General features: G+C 70.9%; 21 protein-coding genes, 1 pseudogene and 1 riboswitch. Of the genes and pseudogenes, 8 read left to right on the top strand and 14 right to left on the bottom strand.

Going from position 1 to position 25995, the window contains the following annotated elements; genetic code table 11:
- Positions 1-24: 24 nt before the first annotated feature.
- Positions 25-780, bottom strand: a complete 756-nt coding sequence (locus tag ACFYTQ_RS16015) for a thioesterase II family protein (RefSeq protein WP_387361210.1) — start codon at positions 778-780, stop codon at positions 25-27.
- 35 nt (positions 781-815) lie between these two features.
- Entirely contained in the window at positions 816-1388 is a 573-nt protein-coding gene (locus tag ACFYTQ_RS16010) for a TetR/AcrR family transcriptional regulator (protein ID WP_387361208.1), read from the bottom strand.
- Between the two features lie 101 nt (positions 1389-1489).
- On the opposite strand from ACFYTQ_RS16010, the gene ACFYTQ_RS16005 reads away from it, so the two are divergent.
- The 3 genes from ACFYTQ_RS16005 to ACFYTQ_RS15995 are packed head-to-tail and all read left to right on the top strand — an operon-like array spanning position 1490 to position 4704.
- Positions 1490-2692 carry an FAD-dependent monooxygenase gene (locus ACFYTQ_RS16005; protein WP_387361206.1) on the top strand — a complete coding sequence of 401 codons (1203 nt, stop codon included), beginning with the start codon at positions 1490-1492 and terminating at the stop codon, positions 2690-2692.
- 45 nt (positions 2693-2737) lie between these two features.
- Positions 2738-3766, top strand: coding sequence for a nucleoside hydrolase (locus tag ACFYTQ_RS16000; protein WP_387361334.1), 1029 nt, complete (start codon positions 2738-2740; stop codon positions 3764-3766).
- Between the two features lie 41 nt (positions 3767-3807).
- A complete protein-coding gene (locus ACFYTQ_RS15995) occupies positions 3808-4704 on the top strand; it encodes an amidohydrolase family protein (protein WP_387361332.1) in 897 nt (298 codons plus the stop codon).
- 15 nt (positions 4705-4719) lie between these two features.
- Here the strand turns inward: ACFYTQ_RS15995 and ACFYTQ_RS15990 are convergent, their stop codons facing one another.
- The 4 genes from ACFYTQ_RS15990 to ACFYTQ_RS15975 are packed head-to-tail and all read right to left on the bottom strand — an operon-like array spanning position 4720 to position 11444.
- Positions 4720-6276, bottom strand: a complete 1557-nt coding sequence (locus ACFYTQ_RS15990) for an adenylate/guanylate cyclase domain-containing protein (RefSeq protein WP_387361204.1) — start codon at positions 6274-6276, stop codon at positions 4720-4722.
- Positions 6277-6312: 36 nt separating this feature from the next.
- The gene (gene meaB, locus ACFYTQ_RS15985; protein WP_387361202.1) at positions 6313-7323 is read right to left on the bottom strand and encodes a methylmalonyl Co-A mutase-associated GTPase MeaB; all 1011 of its coding nucleotides are present in this window, start codon (positions 7321-7323) and stop codon (positions 6313-6315) included.
- Positions 7320-9581, bottom strand: a complete 2262-nt coding sequence (scpA, locus tag ACFYTQ_RS15980) for a methylmalonyl-CoA mutase (protein ID WP_387361200.1) — start codon at positions 9579-9581, stop codon at positions 7320-7322. The genes meaB and scpA overlap by 4 nt, the downstream gene beginning before the upstream one ends.
- Positions 9582-11444 (bottom strand): methylmalonyl-CoA mutase family protein, encoded by a 1863-nt coding sequence (locus ACFYTQ_RS15975; protein ID WP_387361198.1) that lies wholly within the window; start codon positions 11442-11444, stop codon positions 9582-9584.
- A gap of 297 nt (positions 11445-11741) precedes the next feature.
- Here ACFYTQ_RS15975 and ACFYTQ_RS15970 point away from each other — a divergent pair, with 297 nt between their 5' ends.
- The gene (locus ACFYTQ_RS15970) at positions 11742-12458 is read left to right on the top strand and encodes a TVP38/TMEM64 family protein (protein WP_387361196.1); all 717 of its coding nucleotides are present in this window, start codon (positions 11742-11744) and stop codon (positions 12456-12458) included.
- 112 nt (positions 12459-12570) lie between these two features.
- Here ACFYTQ_RS15970 and ACFYTQ_RS15965 read toward each other — a convergent pair whose 3' ends face one another.
- From ACFYTQ_RS15965 to ACFYTQ_RS15950, 4 genes are all read right to left on the bottom strand, one after another.
- Complete coding sequence (locus tag ACFYTQ_RS15965) at positions 12571-13416, bottom strand: hypothetical protein (protein ID WP_387361194.1); 846 nt, start codon at positions 13414-13416, stop codon at positions 12571-12573.
- Positions 13417-13506: 90 nt separating this feature from the next.
- Entirely contained in the window at positions 13507-14181 is a 675-nt protein-coding gene (locus ACFYTQ_RS15960; protein ID WP_387361192.1) for a histidine phosphatase family protein, read from the bottom strand.
- Complete coding sequence (locus tag ACFYTQ_RS15955) at positions 14178-15023, bottom strand: CbtA family protein (RefSeq protein ID WP_387361190.1); 846 nt, start codon at positions 15021-15023, stop codon at positions 14178-14180. Before ACFYTQ_RS15955 ends, ACFYTQ_RS15960 begins: the two co-directional genes overlap by 4 nt.
- A gap of 22 nt (positions 15024-15045) precedes the next feature.
- Positions 15046-15261: a CbtB-domain containing protein gene (locus ACFYTQ_RS15950; protein ID WP_387361188.1), complete on the bottom strand. Its 216-nt coding sequence runs from the start codon at positions 15259-15261 to the stop codon at positions 15046-15048.
- A gap of 41 nt (positions 15262-15302) precedes the next feature.
- Positions 15303-15437: riboswitch (cobalamin riboswitch) on the bottom strand.
- 249 nt (positions 15438-15686) lie between these two features.
- Between ACFYTQ_RS15950 and ACFYTQ_RS15945 the strand changes: the two genes are divergently transcribed.
- The 4 genes from ACFYTQ_RS15945 to ACFYTQ_RS15930 are packed head-to-tail and all read left to right on the top strand — an operon-like array spanning position 15687 to position 19779.
- Positions 15687-16760 carry an ABC transporter substrate-binding protein gene (locus ACFYTQ_RS15945; protein ID WP_387361186.1) on the top strand — a complete coding sequence of 358 codons (1074 nt, stop codon included), beginning with the start codon at positions 15687-15689 and terminating at the stop codon, positions 16758-16760.
- Positions 16757-17593: an ABC transporter ATP-binding protein gene (locus tag ACFYTQ_RS15940; protein WP_387361184.1), complete on the top strand. Its 837-nt coding sequence runs from the start codon at positions 16757-16759 to the stop codon at positions 17591-17593. The genes ACFYTQ_RS15945 and ACFYTQ_RS15940 overlap by 4 nt, the downstream gene beginning before the upstream one ends.
- The gene (locus ACFYTQ_RS15935; RefSeq protein ID WP_387361182.1) at positions 17586-18428 is read left to right on the top strand and encodes an ABC transporter permease; all 843 of its coding nucleotides are present in this window, start codon (positions 17586-17588) and stop codon (positions 18426-18428) included. Before ACFYTQ_RS15940 ends, ACFYTQ_RS15935 begins: the two co-directional genes overlap by 8 nt.
- A gap of 10 nt (positions 18429-18438) precedes the next feature.
- Entirely contained in the window at positions 18439-19779 is a 1341-nt protein-coding gene (locus ACFYTQ_RS15930) for an LLM class flavin-dependent oxidoreductase (RefSeq protein WP_387361180.1), read from the top strand.
- A 96-nt stretch (positions 19780-19875) separates the two neighbouring features.
- On the opposite strand, the pseudogene ACFYTQ_RS15925 reads toward ACFYTQ_RS15930, so the two are convergent.
- From ACFYTQ_RS15925 to ACFYTQ_RS15910, 4 genes and pseudogenes are all read right to left on the bottom strand, one after another.
- Positions 19876-20208, bottom strand: a pseudogene (locus ACFYTQ_RS15925) (transglycosylase family protein); the annotation flags it as partial.
- A 350-nt stretch (positions 20209-20558) separates the two neighbouring features.
- Positions 20559-22289 carry a hypothetical protein gene (locus tag ACFYTQ_RS15920; RefSeq protein WP_387361178.1) on the bottom strand — a complete coding sequence of 577 codons (1731 nt, stop codon included), beginning with the start codon at positions 22287-22289 and terminating at the stop codon, positions 20559-20561.
- Positions 22286-24619, bottom strand: coding sequence for a hypothetical protein (locus ACFYTQ_RS15915; protein ID WP_387361176.1), 2334 nt, complete (start codon positions 24617-24619; stop codon positions 22286-22288). Before ACFYTQ_RS15915 ends, ACFYTQ_RS15920 begins: the two co-directional genes overlap by 4 nt.
- Entirely contained in the window at positions 24616-25989 is a 1374-nt protein-coding gene (locus ACFYTQ_RS15910) for an ABC transporter substrate-binding protein (protein ID WP_387361174.1), read from the bottom strand. The genes ACFYTQ_RS15915 and ACFYTQ_RS15910 overlap by 4 nt, the downstream gene beginning before the upstream one ends.
- Positions 25990-25995 lie beyond the last annotated feature (6 nt).

Here is a 25995-nt window from a genome sequence, read left to right as displayed (position 1 = left end):
CGGCTGGGTTGCCTGGCGTTGGGGTCAGGCCAGGCGGGTGGAGATGAGGTGGGCTACCGCCGTGGGGGTTTCGTCGAGGTAGAAGTGGCGGCCGGGGAAGGTGGTGAGGTCGAAGGGGGCGGTGGTGTGGGAGTGCCAGCGGCGCATGTCGTCGGCGTTCACCGTGGGGTCGTCGTCGCCGAGGAGGGCGGAGATCGGGCAGGTCAATGGGTCGGCGGGGGTGTAGGTGTAGGTTTCGACGGCCTCGTAGTCGCTGCGGACGGCGGGGAGGACCAGTTCGGCGAGGCTGGGTTCGGTGCGGAGGATTTCGACCGAGGCGGGGTCGTTGGCGAGGCGTTGGAGTTCGGCGATGAGGGCCTCGTCGGGGCCCTTGTGGAGGGCGCCCTCGTAGGGGGCGTCGGGGGCGACGCGGCCGGAGACGAACAGGTGGTCGGGGGTGCGGCCGGACGCGGCCCGGCGGCGGGCGGTTTCGAAGGCGACGGTGGCGCCCATGCTGTGGCCGAACAGGGCGATGCGCGCCGACGGCGGCCAGGTCGGGAGGTCGGCGGCGATGAGGTCGGCCATGCGGGGCAGGTCGGGGATCAGCGGGTCGCCGAGGCGGTCCTGGCGGCCGGGGTACTGCACGGCGTGCACGGCGATAGCGGGGTCGATGTGCTGGGCGAGGGCGCGGTAGGCCGCGGCCGAACCACCGCCGGGCGGGAAGCAGATCAGGATCGCCCGGGGCGCGGGCGCGCCGCGCAGTTCGCGCAGCCAGGTCGTTCCGCTGCTCTCGGCCACCATCGTCGCGCCTCCCGTCCGTCGCCTGCCGCGCGAATTCACTTGCCGCGCAACGTCTTCACCGCCAGCGCCACATCGTCACCGGTCAGCAGCTCCGAGGCGGGCGCGAGCAGCCACATCATGGCATAGCCCTGGAACAGCACGAAATAGAACTTGGCCACCGCGCGCGCCTCGGCGGCGGACAGGTCGGGGTGGGTCTCGCGCAGGATCGCGGCCAGATCGGCGTAGGCGCCGTCGCTCGCCTCGGCGAGATAGGTCTGCAACTCCGGGGAACGAATCACATTGGCGCTGTTCTCGAAACTGAGCAGCAGCTCCTCGCGGTGGTTCTGCACCACGTCGAGCATCCCGTACCAGGTCGGGGCGAGCGCCTCCCACAGCGACCGCCCCTCCCCCGCGTCGCGCATGGCCGCCTCCATGGCGTCGCCGATCGTGGTGCCGGTCGCCTCGGTGACGGCCTCGGCGATCAACCGGTCCTTCGAGCCGAAGTGATAGCCGATGGCGGCGAGGCTGACACCGGCGGCGGTGGCGATGTCCCGGGCGGTCACCTTGGCGAGCCCGCGCTCGAGCACCGCCTTGCGGGCCCCGGCCAGAAGGTCTTCTCGGTTTCCCATGTCCACCACCCTACCAGCGTCTTAGACATTTGTTCTAGACACTCGTGCCAGCCGTGTGTTACACATTTGTCTAAGACATTCGAACCAAGACAGGACACATCATGAACACCACGCACGTGCTGATCTCCGGTGGCGGCATCGCCGGGAATTCCCTTGCGCTGCAACTGCTTCGGGCCGGTATCCGGGTCACCGTGGTCGAGCGGGCCGCCACCCCGCGCCCGGGAGGGCAGGCGGTGGATCTGCGGGGGCCGAGCCGCGAGGTCGCCGAGCGGATGGGTCTGATGCCGGGCATCCGCAAGCTGCAACTGCACGAGGTGGGCTGGAAGTACCTCGACGACAAGGGCCGGACCTACGCCCGGATGAGCGCGGAGATGTTCGGCGGCGAGGGCCCGGCCGCGGAGATCGAGATCCAGCGCGGCGACCTCAACGACGTGCTGCTCGAGTTGCTGCGCGAGCAGGGCGGCGAGCTGGACTACCGCTACGGCGAGTGGATCGAGGCGATCGCGCAGGACGCCGACGGCGTCGACGTCACCTTCGCGTCCGGGCGCACCGAGCGGTTCGACATGCTGGTCGGGGCGGACGGCGTGCACTCGGCGACACGGCGGCTGGTGTTCGGTCCCGAGGACCGGTTCGCCACCCATCTCGGCGGGTACATGGCCTTCTTCACGTTGCCCACCCCGGCGGATCTGGAACCGGGCTGGATGTCCGGGGTCGGAATTCCCAGCGGGTTCTTCGGGATTCGGCCCGATCGGGATCCGGCCAGCGCCAAGGCGATCATCACGCTGCGCGCGGACGCCGATCCGGCGCTGTACCGCGACACCGCCGCGCAGCAGCGGTTCATCCGGGAGCGGTTGACGGGCGCGCCGTGGAAGGCCGATGACATCGTGGCGGCGATGGATCACGCGCCGGACTTCTACTTCGACGAACTCGCCCGCATCGATATGCCGTCGCTGTCGGCGGGCCGGGTGACGCTGCTCGGTGATGCCGGCTTCTGCGGTTCCCCGATGACCGGCATGGGCACGGCCATGGCCATCGTCGGCGCGTACGTGCTCGCCGGTGAGCTCGCGACCACCCCGGGCGATGTGCCCGGCGCGCTGGCCCGCTACGAGGAGAGGATCACCCCGTTCCTGGACAAGGCCAAGGAGCTGCCCGGCGGCGGCATCAAGATGATGTGCCCGAAGTCGAAGACGGGGGTGCGGCTGGGCCGGGTGAGCATGCGGCTCATGACCTCTCGCGCGTTCCGGCCGCTGATGGAGAAGATGGTCGCGGGCCAGACCGACGATTTCGTACTGCCGAGCTACTGACCCGCACCGAAGGCTCGCTAGGCTCGTGCGGTGCGGCAGAAGATCATGACCGATGTCGATACCGGGATCGACGACGCGCTGGCCCTGCTCTATCTGTTGGCCAGTCCGGAGGCGGAGATCGTGGGGATCGCCGCCACCGCGGGCAACGTCCCGGCCGCGCGGGTCGCCGCGAACAATCTGGCGCTGCTGGATCTGTGCCGGGCGCCGGAGATCGAGGTGGCGCTGGGTTCGGCCGCGCCGCTGGCGATTCCGTTGCGAACCACCGAGGACACCCACGGGCCGCAGGGGGTCGGCTACGCCGAACTGCCGCCGTCGGCGCGGGCGCTGTCGGAGCGTTCGGCGGCGGAGTTGTGGGTGGAGTCGGCGCGCGCGCATCCGGGCGAGATCGTGGGGCTGTGCACCGGGCCACTGACGAATCTCGCGCTGGCGCTTCGCCTCGAACCGCGGTTGCCGCGGCTGCTTCGACGGCTGGTGGTCATGGGCGGGGCGTTCAACCATCCGGGCAACACCACCCCCACCACCGAGTGGAACGTGCACGTCGACCCGGAGGCGTGGAAGGAGGTCGCCGACGCCTTCGCCGCGGCCCCGCCGGATCGGCGGCCGCTGGTGTGCGGACTGGACGTCACCGAGACGATCGAGATGCGGCCCGAGCATCTGGTCCGGCTGGCCGAGCGGGCGAACAGCGTTCCGGCACTGGAGGTTTCGGCGGACGACCCGCCGGGTGTCCGATCACGGGCCAGCAATCCGATCGTCCGGTTCGTGACCGACGCGGTCCGGTTCTACTTCGAGTTCCACCGAACCTGGGATCAGGGCTATCTGGCGCACATGCACGACCCGTTCGCGGCGGCGGTCGCGCTCGACCCGGCCCTCGCCACCACCCGGCCCGCCACGGTGGACGTGGAACTCACCGGCACCATCACCCGCGGCACAACGGTCGCCGACTGGGCGGGCATGTGGGGCCGAGAACCCAACGCGGACATCGTGATCGCGACCGACCCGGCCTACTTCTTCGACCGGCTCGTCGACCGCGTGGGCGACTACGCGCGGGCCGTGTACGAGGGGGAGGCGCGATGAGCGCCGCACGCGCGGAAGGCCAAGGCCGAGGCGGTGGCGCGATGAGCGCGCCGGATACACGGAACGCCGAGGCCGAAGAGGTGGCCGCGTTCCGGGAACGGGTCGGGTTGCCGGGGCTGGTCGATGTGCACACGCATTTCATGCCGGAGCGGGTGCTGCGCAAGGTGTGGGCGTACTTCGATTCGGCGGGGCCGCTCACTCGGCGACCGTGGCCGATCGTCTATCGGGACGAGGAGCGGGTGCGGCTGGATACGTTGCGCGCGTTCGGGGTTCGCGCGTTCACGGGGCTGCTGTATCCGCACAAGCCGGGGATGGCGGCGTGGCTGAACGGGTGGGCGGCGGAGTTCGCGGGGCGCACGCCGGACTGCCTGCACACCGCGACGTTCTTTCCGGAGCCGGAGGTGGAGAAGTACGTGGCGGGCGCGATCGAGGCCGGGGCGCGGGTGTTCAAGGTGCACGTCCAGGTCGGCGGCTTCGATCCGGCCGATCCGCGGCTCGACCCGGTCTGGGACATGTTGTCCGACAACGGGATTCCGGCCGTGATCCACTGCGGCTCCGGCCCCGTACCCGGCCGTCACACCGGGCCGGAACCTCTGCGCGAGGTCCTGCGCCGCTTCCCGCGCCTGCGCCCGATCGTCGCGCATCTGGGCGCGCCCGAATACACCGAATTCCTCGCTCTGGCAGACGAATACGATGGTGTCCACCTCGACACCACGATGAACTTCACGGACTTCTTCGAATCCGACGCCCCCTTCCCCCGCTCGGCCTTCCCCCGCCTCGCCGCCCTGGGCGACCGCGTCCTGTTCGGCAGCGACTTCCCCAACATCCCCTACCCGTACCCGCACGCCCTGCACGCCCTCGAACGCCTCGAGCTCGGCCCCGAGTGGTTGCGAAAGGTCTGTCACGACAATGCCGTTCGGTTGTTCGGCCTGGGGTGAACGAGGTCTCCGCGCTCACGGTCGCGCCAGGCGCGTGGGCTCCACCCGGCCGCGCAGCGTCACCGCCTCCCCCACCGTCCAGAGCTCGCCCTCCTCCGGATTCGCGGCCGCGACCGTGCCGGCCGAGGCGAGCAGGCGCGCCGAATCCTGTTTGGCGAGTTCGCAGAGGCGGGCGGCCTCGTTGACGGCGTCGCCGATGACGGTGAACTCGTAGCGGCGGTGCGCGCCGACATTGCCCGCGACCACGCGCCCCGCCGCGACGCCGATGCCCGCGTCGAATTCCGTTGTGGCGCGGACGCGTTCGCGGATGGCGCGGGCGGCGGCCAGCGCCGCGGCGGCGGGATCGGCGATGGGGGCGGGTGCGCCGAACACGGCCAGGGCCGCGTCGCCCTCGAACTTGTTGACCAGGCCGCCGTGCCGTTCGACCTCGTCGACGACGATGGCGAAGAAGCGATTGAGGATCGCCACGATCTCGGGGGCCGGCCGGGTGGCGGCCATGGTGGTCGAGCCGATGATGTCGATGAACAGCGCCGCGGCCTCGAGTTCCTCACCGCCCAGGCCCGGATTGCGAGCCAGGGCCGCGGCCGCCACATCCCGGCCGACGTGGCGGCCGAACAGGTCACGCAGCTGTTCGCGCTCGCGCAGACCCGCCACCATCCGGTTGAAACCGCTTTGCAGCTCACCCAATTCGGTGCCGTCGTACACCGGGACCGCCACGTCCAGCGCGCCGTCCTCGACCCGCCGCAACGCGCCGCGCACCCCGCGGATCGGGGCGACCGTGGCCGAGAGCGCCTGCGCCATCAGCAGCGACCCGAACACCAGCGTGGCCCCGCCCAGCGACAGCACGCACACCGCCAGCCGCGCCGTGCTGACATCCATCCCGGACAGGGCCAGCACCGCCACCACCATCAGCAGCGCGATCGGGGTTGCCGACCCCACCACCCACATCAGCGCCGACCGCCCGAACACGCCGATGCCGCGCCGCCGCCGGGAGGGCGCGGCGTCGAGCACCCGCGCGGTCACCACCCGCAGCGCGAACTCCGCGATCAGATAACTGTTGGCGCACACCACGATCGCGCTGAACGCCCCGCCCAGCACGAACTTCGGCACGAACGCCGGATCGATGCTCGCGTACAGCGGCGTCAGCAGCGCCATCCCGCCCAGCCACAGCACCGCCTGCTGCACCACCAGCCGCCGCGGCACCGCCGTCGCCGCGATCTGCTCCCGCTCGGTGGGCACATGATCGGGATCGATCGCCCACCGCAGCGTGCGCAACCCCCACGTCGTGCCCCACACCAGCCCCGCCACCAACGCCAGCGCGATGTACACCGGCGCGGCCACGAAATTCAGCAACGCCAGTTTCCAGGTGAGCACCGACGGCCCCGGCAGCACGAACGCGATCAACACGATCGCCACCGCGATCCCCACCACATTGCCCAGGATCAACGGCGCGGTCAGCAACGCCTGCACCCGGATTCGCCGCCGCAACGACCCCTCGTCCGCGGGGCCCAGCAACCGCGATCCCCACGGCACCGGACCCAGCGCCTCGGGCGTCACCTCATCGTCGACCATGGGTGCAGCGTATGTGGTGCGCCGCCGCGGCGGTCGTCAGCGTTCGTCGAACGCGCGCAGGATCTCCTCGGCGGCCAGCGCCGGGGTGAGCGAACCGTCGCGCACCCGCGACTCCACGTCCGCGCGCAGGGATTTGACGCGGGTGTTCTCGGCGAGGCGGCGCAGCAGCTGGTCGTGCACCATCGTCCAGGTCCAGTCGACCTGCTGGCGGCGGCGTTTCTCGGCGAATTCGCCTGCCTCGGTGAGGACTCGGCGGTGTTCGAGGACGGTGTCCCAGAACGTGTCCAGGCCGGTGCCGTTCAGGCCGCTCATGGTGAGAACCGGTGGGCGCCAGAGGGATTCGCGCGGATGGATGAGCCGCATCGCGCCCTGGAGTTCGCGGGCGGCCGAGCGGGCCTCGACCTCGTGGCGGCCGTCGGCCTTGTTGACCGCGACCAGATCCGCCAGCTCCAGCACGCCCTTCTTGATGCCCTGCAACTGGTCGCCGGTGCGGGCCAGGGTGAGGAAGCAGAACACGTCGACCATGTTGGCAACGGTCACCTCCGATTGGCCGACGCCGACGGTCTCCACCAGGATGACGTCGTATCCGGCGGCCTCGAGCAGCACGATCGTCTCCCGGGTGGCCTTGGCGACGCCGCCGAGCGTGCCCGCGGTGGGCGAGGGCCGGATGTAGGCGTCGCGTTCCACCGACAGCCGGGCCATGCGGGTCTTGTCGCCGAGGATCGAGCCGCCGGTACGGGTGGAGGACGGGTCCACCGCCAGAACCGCCACCCGATGACCCTGCCCGATCAGATACATGCCGAGCGCGTCGATGAACGTCGACTTGCCCACGCCCGGAACGCCGGTGATGCCCACCCGATTCGAGTCGACCGCCTCGGAGTCCGGCGTCACCGCCAGCAGCAGCCGCTGCGCCGCCTCGCGATGATCGGCCCGCGTCGACTCCACCAGCGTGATGGCCCGCGCGAGCGCGGCCCGCTCCCCCTTGCGGACCCGCTCGGCCAGATCGTCGACGTCCACTGCCCGGCGATTCGCCGCGCCCCCGCTCATTCGGCGTCGTGCGCGGCGCCGAGGTCGTGACCGAGTTCGGCGCCGAGCTTGCGCAACAGGTCCAGCGCCGCGTCGGCGATGACGGTGCCCGGCGGGAAGATGGCCGCCGCACCCGCCGCGCGCAACTCCTCGAAGTCGCCGGGCGGGATGACGCCGCCGACGATGACCATGATGTCGGGCCGTCCGACCTCGGCCAGTGCCTGCCGCAGCGCGGGCACCAGCGTGAGGTGGCCCGCCGCCAGCGACGACACGCCCACGACGTGCACATCGTTGTCGGCGGCCTGCTGCGCCACCTCCTCCGGGGTCTGGAACAGCGGGCCCACGTCGACGTCGAAGCCGAGGTCGGCGAAGGCGGTGGCGATCACCTTCTGGCCGCGGTCGTGGCCGTCCTGGCCCATCTTGGCGATCAGGATGCGGGGCCGCCGCCCCTCGGCCTCGGCGAACTCCTCGACCAGATCGATCGCCCGGCTGATGTTGGTCACCTTCCCGGCCTCCTCGCGGTAGACACCGGACAGCGTGCGGATCTCGGCCTGATGCCGCCCGTACACCTTCTCCAGCGCGTCGGAGATCTCCCCGACGGTCGCCTTGGCGCGCGCGGCGTCGATGGCCAGCGCCAGCAGGTTGTCGGCCATGCCGCCCCCGGAAGACGCGGCGGCCCTGGTCAATTCGGCCAGCGCGCGTTCGACCTCGGCCGGGTCCCGCTCGGCGCGCAACCGGCGCAGCTTCTCGGCCTGCTCGGCGCGCACCCGCGAGTTCTCGACCTTGAGGACCTCGATCTGCTGATCCTCGTCGACCTGGTACTTGTTGACCCCGATCACCGGCTGCTGTCCGGTGTCGATACGGGCCTGGGTACGGGCCGCGGCCTCCTCGATGCGCAGTTTCGGAATGCCCTCGGAGATCGCCTGCGCCATCCCGCCGTGCGCCTCCACCTCGGCGATGTGCGCGCGGGCGCGCTGGGCCAGTTGATGGGTGAGCCACTCCACGTAGTAGCTGCCGCCCCACGGATCGGCGGGGCGGGTGGTGGCCGACTCCTGCTGGATCAGCAGCTGGGTGTTGCGCGCGATGCGGGCGGAGAAGTCGGTGGGCAGCGCCAGCGCCTCGTCGAGGGCGTTGGTGTGCAGCGACTGGGTGTGGCCCTGGGTGGCGGCCATGGCCTCCACGCAGGTGCGCGCGACATTGTTGAACACGTCCTGCGCGGTCAGCGACCAGCCCGAGGTCTGCGAATGCGTCCGCAGCGCAAGGGATTTCGGGCTCTTGGGATCGAACTTCGCGACCAGCTCGCTCCACAGCAGCCGCCCGGCGCGCAGCTTGGCGACCTCCATGAAGAAGTTCATCCCGATCGCCCAGAAGAACGACAGCCGGGGCGCGAACCGGTCCACCTCCATGCCCGCGTCCAGGCCCGCCTTGATGTACTCCACGCCGTCGGCGAGGGTGTAGGCCAGTTCCAGATCGGCGGTCGCGCCCGCCTCCTGGATGTGGTAGCCGGAGATGGAGATCGAGTTGAACTTCGGCATCTTCGCGGAGGTGTAGGCGAAGATGTCGGAGATGATCCGCATCGAGGGCTTGGGCGGGTAGATGTAGGTGTTGCGGACCATGAACTCCTTCAGAATGTCGTTCTGAATCGTTCCGGCCAGCTGCTCGGGCTTGACGCCCTGCTCCTCGGCGGCGACCACGTACAGCGCCAGGATCGGCAGCACCGCGCCGTTCATGGTCATCGACACCGAAACCTGGTCCAGCGGAATCTGATCGAACAGCTCCCGCATGTCGAGGATGGAGTCGATGGCCACCCCGGCCATGCCGACGTCACCGGTGACGCGCGGGTGATCGGAGTCGTAGCCGCGGTGGGTGGCCAGGTCGAACGCCACCGACAGGCCCTTCTGGCCCGCGGCGAGGTTGCGGCGGTAGAAGGCGTTGGAGTCCGCGGCGGTGGAGAAGCCCGCGTACTGGCGGATCGTCCACGGCTGGTTCACGTACATGGTCGGGTACGGTCCGCGCACGAACGGCGCGAGACCGGGCAGGCTGTCGAGCGGATAGCCCTCGGCCGCCACGGCGTCGCGGTCGGCCTTGGTGAACACCGGCCGCACGTCGATGCCCTCGGGCGTGGACCACAGCAGTTCCTCGGGGGCGTAGTGATTCGCCTCGGCGGCGGCGCGCAGGTGCGCCTCGACCCGGTCGGCGTCGACGTCCGCGGGCCGGGGACGGTCCAGCGGCACCTCGGCGAAACTGCCGATGACATGCCGGAATTCGCGTGTCGTCATCTATGCTCCCAGTTTCTCGAGCAGATCGGACAGGGCCGCGACCGCGTCCATGCGCAGGGTGAGGAATCCGTCCGGGCGTTGCGTGCCGGTGAGTTCGGCGACCGCCTTCTCCGGACCGGCCAGCAGCACCGTGGTGACCCCGGCGGCACGCAGAAGTTCCACGGCCGCACCGGCTTCCGCGGCGTAGCGGGCGTCGGTGCCGCACAGCACCGCCATGCGCACCCCGCTCTCGCGGGCGGTCGCGGCGATGGCCTCGACGGTGGCCGCGCCCGGGTTGGTGGTGTGGATGCCGCCGGAGGCGAGCAGGTTGGCCGCGAAGGTGACCCGCACATTGTGTTCGGCGATCGGGCCGAGCGGCACCAGCAACGCCTCGGGCCGGGCGCCGTGCTGCTCGAGGTACACATCGCTACGGTCCCGCAGCGCTTCGAAGGCCGCCCCGTAGCGGGCCACGTCGCCCGGGGTGCGGGCGGCCGCGGACAACGGCTTCTCGGCCAGATTGGGGAATTCGTTGACACCGGTGACCGCTGTCTTGCGGTGCGCCACATCGGAATCGCGCCGCGCCTTGGTGGCGGCGACGCGCTCGGCGAGCAGACCCGATTCCAGCGCGGCGAGATATCCGCCCGCGCGCTCGAGGTCCTGCATGAACGCCCAGCCCGCGGCGGCCAGCGCGTCGGTGTGGCTCTCGACGTACCAGGAGCCCGCGGCCGGGTCCTGCACGAAGCCCAGATGCGACTCCTCGAGCAGCAGCAGCTGGGTGTTGCGCGCCATGCGCTCCGAGAAGGCTTGGGAGACACCGAGTTCGCCGGGCGGCAGCGCCGCGTCGAACGGCAGCACCGTCACCTGATCCGCCCCGCCGACGCCCGCGCCGAAGGCGGCGAGGGTGGTGCGCAGCATGTTCACCCACGGGTCGCGCTGGCTGATCATGGCCGCCGAGGTGACCGCGTGCTGCGGCGCGTTGCCCAGCGAGGGCGCGCCCAGCTCGTGCGCGACGCGGGCCCACAAGCGCCGGGCCGCACGGAATTTCGCGATGGTGGCGAACTGGTCGTCGGTGGCGGCGAAGCGGAAGGCCAACTGCCGCAACGCGGTCGGCGCGTCCACTCCGGCGGCGGTCAGCGCCCGCAGGTACTCGAGGCCCGCGGCGATCGACGCGCCCAGTTCCTGCGCGTCCGAGGCTCCGGCGTTGTGGAACACGTCGCCCGAAACCACCACGGCGCGAACGGTTTCCGCGCGCCGCGCGGCGGTGCGGGCGAGCTCGACGGTGGCGTCGAGGTCGATGTCGTCGACGTGCGCGAAGCGGTTGGTCAGGGGGGCCGCGCCGAGCACGACGTGGATGTCGGCGCGGCGGGCGGCGGCGTCGTAGCCGTCGAGGGCCGCGAACACCCGCTCGGCGGCGGCCGCGGTCTCGGTTCCGGCCTCCACGGTCAGCGGGGCCAGTTCGAACAGCAGTCCGCGCAGCGCGGCGGGGAGGTCGGCCACGGGGACGCCGTGCGGTCCGGCGGTGAGCCATACCGCGCTCACGCCGTTCTCCAGGGCGGCGAGGATCTCGCGGTTGGTCTCGGCGGCGTCGCGGCCGCCGAAGCGGGCGCTCACGTGCCAGCCGCGGTGCACGTCGCGGGTGGCGTCGGTGCCTCGCACGAACGGAAACTCGCCGGGCAACGGCTGTTCGGGGAGTTCGTCGCGGCGGGTGTAGAGCGGGGCGACGGTCAGGCCGTCGTAGGTCGTGGCCGCGAGCAGCCGCTCCGGCTCGTCACCGAGTTCGGCCGGTTCCACCTTGCGAGACTTGGCCAGCACCCCGGCCACGCTCTGGCGCCACGCGGCGTACCCGGGAACGGAGTCCGCGCCCGGATCCGAATCGTTCGGCATCGCTGCTGTTACCTCTTCTCCTGTGTCCGATATTCCAGCTCTACCGGATACCCGCGCCCACCCCCAACCCTTCGCAGCGACTTCGCAGTCCGCTGTGCGAGTCGTTCACAGCGGGGCGACGGAGGTGTTCGAGCAGGTCGGACCCGCTCTAAGTGAACGTTCATTCGCTCTCGTCCCTCGATGTTACGCACACCACAGCGGCGGTTCGGGTGGCAGGGTGGGTGTTTCGCGGGGAGTTCGATGGATGTTCCGAACGCCGTTCCCTGCTCGCGGGCCGGTCCCGGTAGCCTCGGGGCCGTGCTGAGGAGATTCCGCGATCCGCGCGTGCTGGGGTTGCTCGCGCTCGCAGTGATCTTGATCGTGGTGGCGGCGCTGGCACCCCATCCCACCCCGCAGCAGATCCGCGACTGGGCGCAGTCGGTGGGGCCGCTGTTCCCGGTGGTGTTCTTCCTCGTGCACACGATCGTGACGGTCGCGCCGTTCCCGCGAACCGTGTTCACGCTCAGCGCGGGGCTGTTGTTCGGCCCGGTGCTCGGCATCGGTCTCGCGGTCGCCGCGACGACGGTCAGCGCGCTGCTGGCGCTGCTGCTGGTCCGCGCGCTGGATCGCGAACAGATCGCGGCCCGGCTCACCCATCCCGCGGTGCGCGCGGTGAACCGCCGCTTGGAGAAGCGCGGCTGGCTCGCGGTCGGCTCGCTGCGCCTGATCGCCCCCGTCCCCTTCTCGGTCATCAACTACTGCGCGGGCCTGTCCTCGGTCCGCCTGCTCCCCTACGCCCTGGCCACCCTCATCGGTGTCATCCCCGGCACCATCGGCATAGTCGTCCTCGGCGACGCCCTCACCGGCCGCACCAACCCCGCCCTCCTCGCCCTCTCCGGCATCTGCATCACCCTAGGCATCCTGGGCCTCATCATCGACGCCCGCTGGGCCGCACCGGAATTCGCCGACCCCCTCCTCCCCGAACCCCTCCTGGACCCCGACTCCCCCGAACCCGCCGACCCCCTGGCCTCCTGACAACCCCCAGGTACGGCAACCCAGCCGCACCCCTTATCGGAATCCGCACACCCTGCAAAGGGTGCGACGGCGAACAAAGGGTGCGGCTGGGGTGGTTCACCTTGGGATCCGGTCAGAGGGGGTGGTGCAGGTCATCGGGTTCGAGGATGAGGGCGACGAACAGTGGTGCGTCGACCGTGTCGGCCGGGGTGCCGGGGGCGATGTCGCCCAGGGTGGTCCAGCTGCGCCCGCTGTCGGACACGACGCTGACCTGACCGACCTCGCCGCTCACCACCCCGGGCCGGGGGATCGCCCTGCCGGACAAGCTGATTCGAGGATCCGACAGATCGATGGTGAGCCGCTCGCCGCGCCCGGGAATCAGGGGCCCGAAGGTCGGGGCGGGACCGGTGAGATGCACGGTTCGAGCGTCCCGCTCCCGCCGGTCGCGATACTCGGCGACGACCGCGGCCGACGCCTCCGCACACGACCGCACCCGCAGGCCCAGGACGACACCGCACACCTGCCGTACCGGCCCGTCGCCCGGCTGGTCGAAGGCACCCGATTCCGAGAAGCGTTCCATCACAGGCACTCTCGTGTGCTCCGCCGTCCCACCGATCGGACGCCAGGCGCCGTCGGAAAGCCGATACAGCACCGACTCCCGATACACCTCGACGATATCGGCGACGACATCCGGAGCCACCGGCCCCTCGTCGTGCCACGACGCGACCAATCGCACCGCTCGTCCCTCGGGATCACCGAATTCACCCGTCCACCGCGCCGACACCACCCCGAACCGCACCACCTCCAGCTCCCGATCCCACTCGAGCACCGGCGGCGCGGCGAACGTCTCCCCCTCCTCCGCCGGGAACGCGCTCACCCGCGCCCGCAGCACCCCGCCGACACGCGGAACCTCCCCACAACACCCGTACTCCCACGACGAGACGGAAACATGAATCACTTCGGTGTCACCGGACGGCACGACCATCATTCGACATCGGGAGAGAGACGACGCGACACGAAGGCCACGGATCCCGACGCACCCCGGCTCACCGTACCGTACGGCGGGCTCTCACAGGGGGACGGCGGTGCTGCGCAGGGTCCAGGTCGCGGCTCGGGCGTGGAGAGTGGTCGCGGTGGCGGGCGGAATGTCGATGCGCCAGAAGGATTTCGGTGGGGCGTCGAGGGTGCGGAGGACGACGGCGCGGACGACGGCGGGGTGCGTGACCGAGATGACGCGTTGCGGGGTCGCGGCGCGGGTCACGAGCCACGCGGCCACGCGGTCGAGGAGGGCCGTAATGGATTCGCCGCCAGGCGGTTCGAAGGTCGGATCGGTGAGCCAGGCCATGAGCGCGTCGGGCGGAAGCTCATCCATCGTCTTTCCGGCCCAGTCCCCGTGGTTCAGGTCAGCGAGGGCGGGATCGACGAGTGCGCCGGACGCCGAATCAGCGAGCCCGGAATTCGCGAGGCCCTGATTCGAACCGGCGGGCGCGCGATCAGCGGGGGCGGGACCCGTGATCGCGGTAGGCCCGCAATCGGCGGGCGCGCGGCCGAGGGCGAAGGCCGCGGCCGTCTGGCGGGTGCGGAGTTCTGGAGCGGTGAGGATGAGGTCGGCAGGGATGGGGCGGACGGTGGTGAGCGTGCGCTCGCCGTGGGGGTCGAGGGGTTCGTCTCGGGGGAAGCGGGCGGCTCGGACGGCGGGGGTGAGGGCGTGGGTGATCAGGGTGAGGCGGGTGGTGTCGGTCATACGAGGGGGGCGGGGGTGGTGTCGCCGCGGGCGGCCTCGCGGCCGAACAGGCGGGTGGTCGCCGAGGCTACGCCGACGCCGATGATCGTCCACAGGATCGCTTGTGCGGCAAGGGAATACAGGCGGAAGTGGTAGAGGTCGTCGGCGGGGAAGCCGGGGAAGACGATGCGGCCCGTGGGGTCGGTGAGGGGCTGGGGGGTCTCGGTGCCGGTGGCGGCGTTGGCCGACAGGTCGCCGAGGGCGGGCAGCAGGGCCAGCGCGATGCCGGTCACGACGACGAAGGCCGCGCCCGCGGCGACGGTCGCGGACCACGCGCCCAAGCGGGCGGACAGCTTGCGCCCCAGCCAGATCGCGGCGAACAGCAGCACGGCCGTGAGGACGACCGTCCCGAGATACAGCCCGGTGCGCTCCTCGATGGTGTCCGCGTTGCCGACCGAGGGCGGGTTGGCCGGATACTTCAGGAACGGCACCGCGTACACGACCAGGAACATCCCCCCGGCCACCAGCAGCGCCAGCGGCCGCGGCGCGAGCCTGCCGACCCGCCCCACCGCGAGCGCGTACACGACCGCGAACAACGCGCCCATGGCCGCGCCGAACACGATCACGCCGAACCCCAGACCCGTATTGGCCTGCACGGACCGGGTGAACAGCTCCGCGTCGTGCACGTGCGGCACCGAATGCCCGGCGGCGCGGTCGAGTTCGGCCTCGGCGTGCCCGCGGGCCTCCTCGTAGTCGATGGCCCGATCGATGATCGGTTCGGCCAGTACGCGGGCGAACAGGAACGCCAGCAGTCCGCCCAGCGCGCCGAACAGCACGCCGAGCCCGATGATTCGCTTTTCCATTGTGCGCGTGGGATTTCCGTGCTCAGTGGCAGGGGAAGCCGAGGAAGTGCCGCCCGTCGTGCACGAACTCGTGGACGTGCATATCGCTGCCGAACACCGACACCGCACCCTGATCGATACCGATGAAATACAGGGCCAGCAGCGCCAGCACGGTCGTGCCGACCAGCCACAGCGCGGTGCTCGGAATCGACAGCGAGACGGCGCGGGCGCCGGAGCGCGGAGCGTAGGACGTGGCCACGAGAACTCCTATCTGCGGGGGGATTTCGCGTCCCCGTCGGCTACAGAACAGTGCGATGCGAGGGTCTGACTCACACCCCGCGGGGTGATCACAGTGGCGCGACCGCTCCGGATTCTCACCGGATTCCTCTGCTCATCGCCTCATCACCATACGAGTTCGCCGACATATCGGTCAATCGGCCCGGTCGGGGCGGTATTCGGATCACGCTGATTCGCACCCTGGGGAAAGGCTCGCGCCCCGGGGAACATTGGTCACCGCCCGCTCCACCGACGCAAGGCCCCGACATGATCAGTCCCCGCCCGTTGACGCGCCGCCGCACGGTCGACCTCATGCGCGTCCCGCACGGCATCTGTCGCGCCTGACCGCCGGTCCGGCGACCGGCCGCCGCGCCCCTCTTCCGTGTCATCAGCGAAAGTTCCACCAGAATGTTGTCGTATCTCCGACGGCGGCTGCCCCGCGTCGCCGTCGCTCTCGCCGTACCCCTCGCCGCGACGCTCGTGGCCGCGTGCGGCTCCTCCCAGCCGGGCACCACCGCGGACGGTAAGACCGTGCTGCGTTACCAGGGCCAGACCGGTCAGGTCACGCCCGTCGAATTGGCCGCGGATCTCGGCTATTTCACCAAGGTCCAACTCCATTGGGAGGGCGACACCACCAGCGGCCCGGCCAATATCCAGGCCGCGGCGACCAAACAGATCGAATTCGGCAGCGCGTTCAACGGGGCCGTGATCAAACTGATCGCCGGGGGCGCGCCCGTGACCTCGGTGCTCAGCTCCTACGGCGCCGACGAGCAGTCGTTCACCGGGTACTACGTCCGCGACGACGCGCCCATCAAGTCAGCGCGCGACCTGATCGGCAAGAAGGTCGGCGTCAACACCCTGGGCGCACACCACGAATTCGTGACCCGCGAGTGGCTGCACCGGCAGGGCCTGTCCGACGCGGAGATCAAGCAGGTGCAGCTGGTCGTGCTGCCCCCGGCCAGCACCGAGGACGCGTTGCGCAACGCGCAGATCGATGTGGCGGCCCTGGGCGGGGTGTTCCGCGACACCGCGCTCGCCCGCGGCGGCCTGCATCCGCTGTACACCGACAAGGACCTGTTCGGCCAATTCGATTACGGCACATACGTTTTCCGCAACGACTACATCAAGCAGCACGGCGACGCGGTGGCCGACTTCGTGCAGGGCACGGCCCGCGCCACCCGATGGTTGCAGGTGACCCCGCGCGATCAGGTGGTGGCCCGGTTCGCCGACATCATCGCCAAGCGCGGCCGCAACGAGAACACGAATCTGCTCGCCTACTACCGCAGTTCGGGCATTCCGGTCCCCGGCGCCGCGATCGAGGAGCGCGAATTGCAGATCTGGATCGACTGGCTGGTCCGCAACGGCGAACTGCCCGCGGGCAAGGTCGTCGCCAAGGACGTCTTCACCAACAAGGACAACCCGTACGCGAACGGTACCTATCCCGCGACGAGCGGGCCCAACGGCGAGGCGGTGAACAAATGAGCACACCGGTGAAACTGTCCCTGTCGGGCGTGCGCAAGGAGTTCCGGGTGCGCGGGGAACGCGAGTCGTTCACCGCCCTCGAGGACGTCACCGTCGACGTGCGCGACGGCGAGTTCCTGGTCCTGGTCGGCCCCAGCGGTTCGGGCAAGTCCACGCTGCTGGATCTGCTGGGCGGCCTCGAACGGCCGAGCGGCGGACAGCTGCTGCTCGACGGCGCCCCCATCACCGGACCCGGCCTGGACCGCGGGATCGTCTTCCAGCAGTACGCGCTGCTGCCGTGGCGCACCGCGCGCGGCAATATCGAATTCGGTTTGGAGGCAAAGGGAGTCAAGCGCCGGGAGCGGCGGCGGCTGGCCGACGACTACCTCGACCTGGTCGGGCTGGGCGGATTCGGCGACCGGTATCCGCACGAGCTGTCCGGCGGGATGAAGCAGCGCGTGGCCATCGCCCGCAGCCTCGCCTTCGATCCGGAGGTGCTGCTGATGGACGAGCCGTTCGCCGCGCTCGACGCCCAGACCCGCGAGTCGTTGCAGGACGAGCTGCTGCGCATCTGGGAGGCCACCCGCAAGACGATCCTGTTCATCACCCACGGCATCGACGAGGCCGTCTATCTCGGGCAGCGGGTCGCGGTGCTCACCTCGCGGCCGGGCCGGGTCAAGGCCGTGGTGGACATCGACCTCGACCGGCACACCGCCGCCGACATCCGATCCAGCGAGCCGTTCCGCGAACTGCGCCACCACATCTGGTCGCTGCTGCACGACGAGGTCGAGCGGGCGCAGACCCTCGAACAGGCCGCCCTCGCCGCCACCGACAGGAGGTCCAGCCATGGCTAGCGCAGTGCAGGTCGCCGCCGACCGCGTCCGATTCGCCCCCGCCGCAACGGATCTGCCGTTGCGGGTGCTGCGGGGCGCCGGCTGGATCGCGTGGCGCGTGTTCAAACCCACCGTCGCGATCGCGTTGTTCCTGGCGCTGTGGGAGATCGCGCCGCGGGTCGGGCTGGTCGACGAGGTCTTCCTGCCGCCGTTCTCCACCGTGTTCCAGGCGGGCGTGGAGCTGATCCGCAACGGCCAGATGTGGGAGCACGTCTCCACCAGCCTGACCCGCTCGCTGGTCGGTTTCGTGATCGCGCTGGTGGCCGCGGTGCCGGTGGGTGTGGCCATCGCCTGGTACCGGCCGGTCGCCGAATTCCTCAGCCCGATCCTGGAGTTGTTCCGCAATACCGCGGCGCTGGCCCTGCTGCCGGTGTTCATCCTGATCCTGGGCATCGGCGAGACCTCCAAGATCTCGCTGGTGGTGTACGCGAGCTTCTTTCCGATCCTGCTCAACACCATCACCGGCGTCCGCACGGTCGATCCGCTGCTGATCAAATCGGCCACCTCCCTGGGATTCTCGCCGGTGCGGCTGTTCCAGAAGGTGGTGCTGCCCGCCGCGGTGCCGTCGATCTTCACCGGCCTGCGGATGGCGGCCTCGGCCTCGATCCTGGTGCTCATCGCCGCCGAAATGGTCGGCGCGCGTGCGGGTTTGGGCTATCTGATCACCGCCGCGCAGCAGAACTTCGCCATCCCGGACATGTACGCGGGCATCGTCGCCATCTCGCTGGTCGGGCTCGTGTTCAACGGGGTGCTCGTCACCGCCGAACGACGGCTGTCGCGCTGGCGCGCGCAGTAGAAGGAAAGCCATGTCTCGCAGAACCTTTCACCTCAACGCGTTCCTGATGGGCGTGGGGCATCACGAGGCGGCGTGGCGGCATCCCCGCACCGATGAACGGAATGTGCTCGACGTCAGGCACTTTCAGGAGTTGGGCCGCATCGCCGAACGCGGCAAGCTCGATTCGGTGTTCTTCGCCGACAACCTGGCGGTGGGACCGCGCATCGAACGCAACACCCTCGCGGTGTTCGAACCGGTCACGCTGCTCAGCGCGATCGCGGCGGTCACCGAGCACGTCGGGCTCATCGCGACCGCGTCGACCACCTACAACGAGCCGTTCAACCTCGCCCGCAAATTCGCCTCGCTCGATCACATCAGCGGCGGGCGGGCCGGGTGGAACATCGTCACCTCGGGCAACGAGGACGAGGCGTTCAACTTCGGCTACGACGCCATCCCCGAACACGCGCGCCGCTACGAGCGGGCCACGGAGTTCGTGCAGGTCGCGCTCGGCTTGTGGGACACCTGGGAGTCCTCGGCGATCGTGCTCGACACCGAGCGGGGCACCTTCGCCGATCCGGCCAAGGTGCACACCCTCGACCATCACGGCGAGCGGTTCAAGGTGCGCGGGCCGTTGAACTCCCCGCGCAGCCCGCAGGGGCGGCCGCTGCTGGTGCAGGCCGGATCCTCGGAGAGCGGCAAGGAGTTCGCGGCGCGCTACGCCGAGGCGGTGTTCACCGCGCAGCGCACGCTCGCCGAGGGACAGCGGTTCTATCGCGATCTGAAGGCGCGGCTGGCGGGCTACGGTCGCGCGGCCGACGAGCTCAAGGTGCTGCCGGGGCTGGTGCCGTTCATCGCCGACACGCCCGAGCAGGCGCGGGCGCTGGAGCGGGAGTTCACCGAGCTGATCTCCCCCGACTACGCGCTGCGCCAGCTGTCGTCGATGCTGGGGGTGGATCTCACCGAGCACGCCCTCGACGCGCCCCTGCCGCCGCTGCCCGCCGAACACGAGATCCAGGGCGGCAAGAGCCGCTTCACGCTGGTGAAGGAATTGGCCGAACAGGAGAACCTGACGGTTCGCGGGCTGATCGCCAAACTCGGTGGCGGACGCGGACATCGGACGTTCGCGGGTACGCCGGAACAGGTAGCCGATGAATTGCAGACCTGGTTCGAGGCGGGTGCGGCCGACGGGTTCAACATCATGCCGCCGTATCTGCCGGGCGGGCTGACGGATTTCGTCGATCGCGTGGTGCCGATCCTCCAGGAGCGGGGCCTGTTCCGGACCGAGTACACCGCCGACACGCTGCGCGGCCATTACGGCCTCGAGCCGGTGGAAAGCCGGTTCGCGGCATCGAATTCGGCGGTGAGCGCCTGAATTCGGCCGCCGGAGAATAGGTTACGGGCCGCCCCTGTTCGGGGCGGCCCGTCACGTCCGTGGTCGGCCCGTCATCGGGCCGGGCGGCGGTCCTTACAGGTACGCGCCGCAGACCGGCCACGCGCCCGCGCCCTGGCCCGCGAGCACGTTCTCCGCGACGCGGATCTGCTCGGAGCGGCTGGCGTCGGCGGCGTTGCCGGAGCCGCCGTAGGCGTTCCAGGTGCTCTGGGTGAACTGCAGGCCGCCGTAGAAGCCGTTGCCGGTGTTGGCACCCCAGTTGCCGCTGGACTCGCACTGCGCGACGGCGTCCCAGTCGTGGCCGCCCTCGGCCGAGGCGGTGGCCGACAGACCGAACGGAACGGCGACGAGCGCGCTGGCGACAGCGGCGAATCCGAATGCGCGGGTGCTGAACTTGCGGTTGCGAGACATATGCGATTCCTGCCTGCGCCCACACGGCCCGGCGAGAGATTCGCTCGGGTCCCTGTCCCCAGGTGTGTCGGGGTCGAACTCGAATCGTGGGACAGGGTTGCCGGTGTTCAGCGATTCGAGGCGCGGCCCGCTTCTGCGGCGCCGGAGACGACGGTAACGAAAGAATCACGACAGATCACGTGGTGATAACTTTTGCTCATCCTCGACCGATAGCTGAGAGTGTCACCGTTTGCGCAGTTCGTACGGGAGGAAACGCGGACTACATAATTGTAGTTATAGGTTCGTTATGTGGCCGAGATCACTGATATATAGTGATTCGCGTCGCACGAATCCGGGTACCTGTGCCCCCGTCAGGCGTGTCGATCCGCGGGAGCGGACACCGGCCAACGGTCGATCTCGGCTGGTAGCGGCCGTTCCGGCAGCGCGGCACGCGCCCGGTCGCGGTAGTGGGTGGCCAGGCAGGCGGGCGTGGCGTGGTCGAGCGAATGGCCGCGCAGCCGCTCGGCCTCGGCGAGCCAGCCCGCGGCCTGGGCGCGGACCTCGTCGGCGTCGAACGCCTCGGGCAGCAGCTGGCCGCCGTACTCGGGGGCGACCACCATGGCCGAACCGAGATGTTGCAGACAGCGCGCGACGCCGCGATGGTGATCCAAATCGTGATATCGGCCGAGCGCGCGCTGCCACGACCGCAGCGCGCGGCGGCGTTCCCCGCGCGCCCACCACAGCACGCCGAGGCTCTCGATCGCGTGGGCGGCACCGGCGGGATCGCGTCCGGAGTCGGCCAGGGACCGGGCGGCGTCCAGGCGTTCGCGCGCGGCCTCGAGCCGCCCCTCCCGCACGTACACCAAACCGAGATCTATCAGCGCGGCCACTTCCCCGGCGACGTCCTTGCGCGGCAGCCGCCGCCACGCCCGTTCCAGCAGCCACGCGGCGGCCCGCGAGCGCCTCCTCGTCGCCCGCCCGGACGCCAGCGCGAGCGCCCGGTGGATGTCGGCGCGCGCGACGAGGGCGGCCTTGTAGGGGTGCAGCCACGAGATCTCCGACCGGTGCGGGACGCGGCCGGATCGGATGCGGGCCAGTTCGTGTTCGACGGGATAGCGGCCGGGCGAGGTGAGCTCGGAGATCGCTCGGAACACAGGCGTATTCGCGTCGGGATGATCGTCGCGGGCGGACCAGAGGTCGAGCGCCTCGGCGATGCGGACGAGTTCGGGGACGGCCGCGTCGAGCACGGCGCGCGGGGCGGCGGTCGTGTCGTCCGAGGGGCCGAAGTCGGCCCGGTGTTCGGCGGTTCGGATGATCAGTTCGCGCAGATACGTCTGTTCCTGTTCGAACCAGCGGCGCGCGCCCGACGCCAGGGACGGGGAATCGAGGGCCGCCGCCCAGCGCGTCGCGCGGTCGGCGTGATGGCGGAGCAGGGCCGGGAGCGCCGCCTCCCATTCCAGGCTCACGCGCACGGTGTCCGGCGCGGGGATCTCCGGGACGCGGACCAGCACCCGGCGGTCCTGCCGCCCGAAATCGAGCACTCCGGCGGCGCGCAGCTCGTCGAGGACCGCGGCCGTGGCGCGCTCCTGCCGGGGGCGTTCGAGGTCGGGCACGCGCCGCCGCGCCGCGAGCACGGCCGTGACCATCTCGTACAGGGCCGCGGCCTCGTAGCGGCGGAACGGCAGATCGCGCAGGATCGCGGCCACCATGTTCCCGTCGAGGCTCGAATCGACCTGCGGCGCAACGGGTTCGGTCTCGTCGCCGAGTTCGGTTCGCGGGCCGGGTGGGATCAGCTCCGCCATCAACCGCAGTCGTCGTTCGGCACGGGCCCGGTCGCGCACGGCGGCGAGCCTGCGCCACAGCACGTATCCGGCGGCGGCCAGTACGACCAGCGCGGCGATCCGGCTCAGCCAGTACGACAGCGACGACAGCACCTGACTCTCGCCGACCCAGCTCTCGAGCAGTTTGCTGACGATCTCGAGCAGCAGTGAGGTGGCGATGACCGACGCGCCGCTCAGAAAGCCTTGCCACGCCGAGGATTTCGCGACGACGTCCAGCGCCGACCCGGCGTCGGGCTCGCCGCTCCGATTCGGCTCCGTCATCGCAACACTCCCCCGGTCAGGCCGGGCACCAGGAAACGCCGCCAGGTCGCCAGCAGCAGCACCACCGGCGGAATCGCCGACAGCAGCGCCCCGGCCGCGAGATGGCCGATGTTCTCGTGCAATTGGCGGGCCTCGCTCCACAGCAGCAGCGACCACGGACTCGCGTCGGCACCGCTGACGAGCAGGCCGACGAAGAAGTCGTTCCACACCTGCACCAGTTGCAGAACCGCGACGGTGACCAGGGCCGGTCCGGCGGCCGCCGCCGTGCGCCGCAGCGCCAGCGGCAGATCGATCGGGCCGCGCCCGGCGTCGGCGGTCGGCGCGTCGGCCGGGGCCAGCAGCGCGCCGCGCAGGATGAGGATCGCGATCGGCAGCCCGAGCGCGGCGTGGGTGAGCACCAGCGGCCAGGACGATCCGGCGAGGCTGTAGTGGTCGATGACCGCGCGGAGGCGGCCGACGTACATCTGCGCGGGCATGACGGCCAGCACCACCAGCGACACCACGAGCACCCGCGACCGGCGGCTGTCGGGTTCCAGCGCGGCGGCGTAGTAGGCGGGCGGCAGGGCGGCGGTGAGCGTCAGCACCGTCGACAGGCCCGCGACCCACGCCGTCTGCAGCAGCGCGTGCCACAGTTCGCCGTCCTGCCACACCGACTGGGTTCCGGACAGGATCGTGTCGTCCAGGCCGAGCCTGCTCACCCCCGCCAGCACCAGCAGCGGCGAAAGCATCAGCAGCGCAACGACTCCCACGCGCGCCCACAATCCCCCGGCGCGGACGGCGAGAGCGAGCGGGGTGAGCCCGCGGGTGATCAGCCAGCGCGTCGCCCGCCCGAGCCGGGCGGCGGACGTCGCGCCGAGCACGCGGGCGCGCCGTTCGACAACCTCGCTCGACCGCTCGGCGCGGCGGCGGGCCGCGCGCTCGTCCGCCCAGTCCGGGCGCAACAGCCGCAGGCGCACCGGGACCGGCTGCGGGTCGGGTCGCGGCCAGCGGGTGCGATGCCACGGGGTGCCCGATTGCAGCAGCCACGCGCCGAGGCCGACGACGACCGCCAAGGGCAGGGCGTACGCCTCCGGCCCGACCGGGCTGCCGCCCGGATCGGTGGTCAGCTGCCACCAGTGCACGGTCGCGCTGTCGAGCACGTACTGCTGCGGTCCGGGAACCGCGACCAGGATCACGTCGAAGACGCGGGCCGCGGCGACCGCCACCACGAGCCCGAGGGTGAGCAGCACCGGATTCAGTAAACGGATGAGCCGCAACCACATTCGCGCGTCGTCCGCGTCGTGCAGGTAGGCGCTGCGGACCGGATCCGCCTCGATGCTGTCGACGGCCGCGCGCAGCAGGACGAACAGCGCGCCGAACCAGGTCCACACGAACGCCGCCGCGAGCATCGCCGCGTACAGCAGCACCTGCACGCGCACGTCGCCCGCGGCGTGCACGGGCGGTTCGAAGATCAGCCGGAACGCCAGACCCGCCACGAACGCCGAGATCCCGAACGGGACGACCAGCGGCCACCACGGCCACCAGCGCCGCTTCCCCACCCCGCGCGCGGCCCAGACCGCCGCGGGCAGAATCACTCCCAGCGCCACCAGGACCCACACGATCGTGACCGCGTAGGCCTGTCGCCCCGCGTCGTCGAGCACCACGGCCACCACTCCGACCGCGGCGAGCGCCGCCGCGAGGGCCGGGACCGCGGCGAGCGGGAGTTCGGACCGGCTCGGCGCGATCCGCCGCCACAGCCACGCGAAAAGCACGGCGGCACAGAGCAATACGGTCATCGCGGCCATGATCCCCGGCCGGTGTCGGGCCGTGAACAGCAACTCCATCGGCACCACCAGCAGCACGGCGGCGACCGGCAGCCGCCACTGCGACGGCACCCGGGACCAGCGCGGGCCGAGCACGGCCGCGGCCACCAGGATCGCGGCCGCCGCCCAGGCCGTGGGCGGGGACCACTCGCCGGGCCCGTTCACCCCGGGCGGATATCCGATGAGCAGGACCGTCGCCGCGGCCGCCGCGAGCAGCGGGACCGGGGCCCAGCGCCCGGCCCGGCCGGGTTTCCAGCCGCGTCGGCGCAGTCCGTCGATCACCGCCCCGGCGGCGAGCACGATCGCGCACGACAGCAGCAGCACCGCGCCCGAACGGTTTCGGGCCGCGACGACGATCGTCGCCGCGCCGGGAGCGACGAGCAGCAGGGTGATGAGCACGGCGGCGGGCAGTTGCAGCGCGGCGGCGGCCAGCCGGTTCAGGTACCAGCCGCGCACGAGCGGGCCCGCCGGGCGGCGCGGGGCAAGTTCCAGGGTGAGGCCGTCCGCCTCGAGGTGCCAGGGTTTCACGACGCGCTCCGATCCAGCGCGGCCAAGGCCAGGTCCACGGATTCGGCGACCCGGCCGCGGCGGCGGTAGCCGACGTCGACGAGGAAGTCGGTGAGCACCCGCCACAGGCCGTTGCGCCGGCCGATGGGTCCGATGAGATCGGCGAAATCGAAGATGTCCCAGGCGTTCAGCCGGTCGGCCACGGTTCGGAAGACGCCCTGGTAGGAGGCCGGGCGCGGGGTCTGGTCGCTGGGGGCGACGAAGCCGCCGTAGCGGGTCGTCCACGGCAGCGGCGCGGTCGGCTCGGCGAGCGCGGCGACCAGCCGTTCGGCGCGTTCGCTGGCGGCGGCGGTGATCACCATGACGTCGCCGCCGCCGATATTGGGCGCCCGGTAGCCGCGGTCCACGGCCGGGAAGGGCATGACGCCCACGGTCACGTCGGAGCGGCCGGTCGCGCGAAGACACCGGCGCACAATGGGTTCCGCGAAGTCCGGGGCGACCACCAGCATGGCACGGCGGTGCTGGAACACCTCGCGCACGGAGTCGGCGAGCTGGGAGCGCAGGGTCGCGGCGACGCCGCCGGGGAACGCGGTCGGCTCGCCCCAGAGTTCGCCGAGCACGGTCAGCGCGTCGCGGACGCCGTCGCGATGCCAGTCGCGGCGGAGAACGCCTGCGGCGGAATCGTTTCCGGGCGGGCGGGCCAGCTCCTCGTAGTCGCCCGGGGTGACCGAGCGCAGCACGTTGGCGAACATGTCGGCCAGCACCCAGCCGTCCGCGGCGCCCAGCGCGAGCAGCCGCCGCTCGTCGGTGGCGAATTCGCGCATGCGCGTGGGCCATTCGTCGAGGGTCCAGGAGCGGGGCGGATCGGTCGCGGGATCGGTGCGGCCGAGATCGGTCCGCGCGTCCAGGAAGGCGGTGCGGTCGTACCAGACCAGGGACTTGTTGGCGGACTTGAACGGCACCCCGTACTGGCTGACCGCGCCGAACGCGCCGTGCCGCAACAGATCCCACCACGGCCCGGGATACCGCGGCCGCCCCTGCCACTCCCACAGCGAATCCCCGACCGCCCGCAGCTTCGTCCCCGCCAGCTCCTGCACCCGCCCCGCGTCGGGCAGCATCACGATGTCGGGCGCGTTGCGCCCCCGCGCGTTCAACGCGATATCGATATCGTCCCCCAATGGCACGACCTCCACCGGATCCGCGTACCCCGGCACCCCCGCCCCCGGCGCCCGCACCCCCGCGAGCACCGCCCGAAACGCCGCCAGTTCAGACCCGCTCCAGGACACGGCAACCCGCAACGGATCCCCCCGCCCGACCGTCCCCGTCGCACACGCCGCCGTCACCGGCAGCAGCACCCCCGCTCGCAGCACCGCCCGTCGCGTCGTCGTCATCCCCAT

Source organism: Nocardia sp. NPDC004068, from assembly GCF_042874315.1.
Classification (GTDB): domain Bacteria; phylum Actinomycetota; class Actinomycetes; order Mycobacteriales; family Mycobacteriaceae; genus Nocardia.
Note: the sequence above shows the minus strand (reverse complement) of the source record. Positions and strands in the feature narration are given on the sequence as shown.

What these genes read in the sequence shown, in the direction of transcription:
- ACFYTQ_RS16015 (WP_387361210.1), bottom strand. Translation starts at nt 780, where the DNA reads ATGGTGGCCGAGAGCAGCGGAACGACCTGGCTGCGCGAACTGCGCGGC.
- ACFYTQ_RS16010 (WP_387361208.1), bottom strand. Translation starts at nt 1,388, where the DNA reads ATGGGAAACCGAGAAGACCTTCTGGCCGGGGCCCGCAAGGCGGTGCTC.
- ACFYTQ_RS16005 (WP_387361206.1), top strand. Translation starts at nt 1,490, where the DNA reads ATGAACACCACGCACGTGCTGATCTCCGGTGGCGGCATCGCCGGGAAT.
- ACFYTQ_RS16000 (WP_387361334.1), top strand. Translation starts at nt 2,738, where the DNA reads ATGACCGATGTCGATACCGGGATCGACGACGCGCTGGCCCTGCTCTAT.
- ACFYTQ_RS15995 (WP_387361332.1), top strand. Translation starts at nt 3,808, where the DNA reads ATGAGCGCGCCGGATACACGGAACGCCGAGGCCGAAGAGGTGGCCGCG.
- ACFYTQ_RS15990 (WP_387361204.1), bottom strand. Translation starts at nt 6,276, where the DNA reads ATGGTCGACGATGAGGTGACGCCCGAGGCGCTGGGTCCGGTGCCGTGG.
- meaB (WP_387361202.1), bottom strand. Translation starts at nt 7,323, where the DNA reads ATGAGCGGGGGCGCGGCGAATCGCCGGGCAGTGGACGTCGACGATCTG.
- scpA (WP_387361200.1), bottom strand. Translation starts at nt 9,581, where the DNA reads ATGACGACACGCGAATTCCGGCATGTCATCGGCAGTTTCGCCGAGGTG.
- ACFYTQ_RS15975 (WP_387361198.1), bottom strand. Translation starts at nt 11,444, where the DNA reads ATGCCGAACGATTCGGATCCGGGCGCGGACTCCGTTCCCGGGTACGCC.
- ACFYTQ_RS15960 (WP_387361192.1), bottom strand. Translation starts at nt 14,181, where the DNA reads ATGACCGACACCACCCGCCTCACCCTGATCACCCACGCCCTCACCCCC.
- ACFYTQ_RS15955 (WP_387361190.1), bottom strand. Translation starts at nt 15,023, where the DNA reads ATGGAAAAGCGAATCATCGGGCTCGGCGTGCTGTTCGGCGCGCTGGGC.
- ACFYTQ_RS15945 (WP_387361186.1), top strand. Translation starts at nt 15,687, where the DNA reads ATGTTGTCGTATCTCCGACGGCGGCTGCCCCGCGTCGCCGTCGCTCTC.
- ACFYTQ_RS15940 (WP_387361184.1), top strand. Translation starts at nt 16,757, where the DNA reads ATGAGCACACCGGTGAAACTGTCCCTGTCGGGCGTGCGCAAGGAGTTC.
- ACFYTQ_RS15935 (WP_387361182.1), top strand. Translation starts at nt 17,586, where the DNA reads ATGGCTAGCGCAGTGCAGGTCGCCGCCGACCGCGTCCGATTCGCCCCC.
- ACFYTQ_RS15930 (WP_387361180.1), top strand. Translation starts at nt 18,439, where the DNA reads ATGTCTCGCAGAACCTTTCACCTCAACGCGTTCCTGATGGGCGTGGGG.
- ACFYTQ_RS15920 (WP_387361178.1), bottom strand. Translation starts at nt 22,289, where the DNA reads ATGACGGAGCCGAATCGGAGCGGCGAGCCCGACGCCGGGTCGGCGCTG.
- ACFYTQ_RS15910 (WP_387361174.1), bottom strand. Translation starts at nt 25,989, where the DNA reads ATGACGACGACGCGACGGGCGGTGCTGCGAGCGGGGGTGCTGCTGCCG.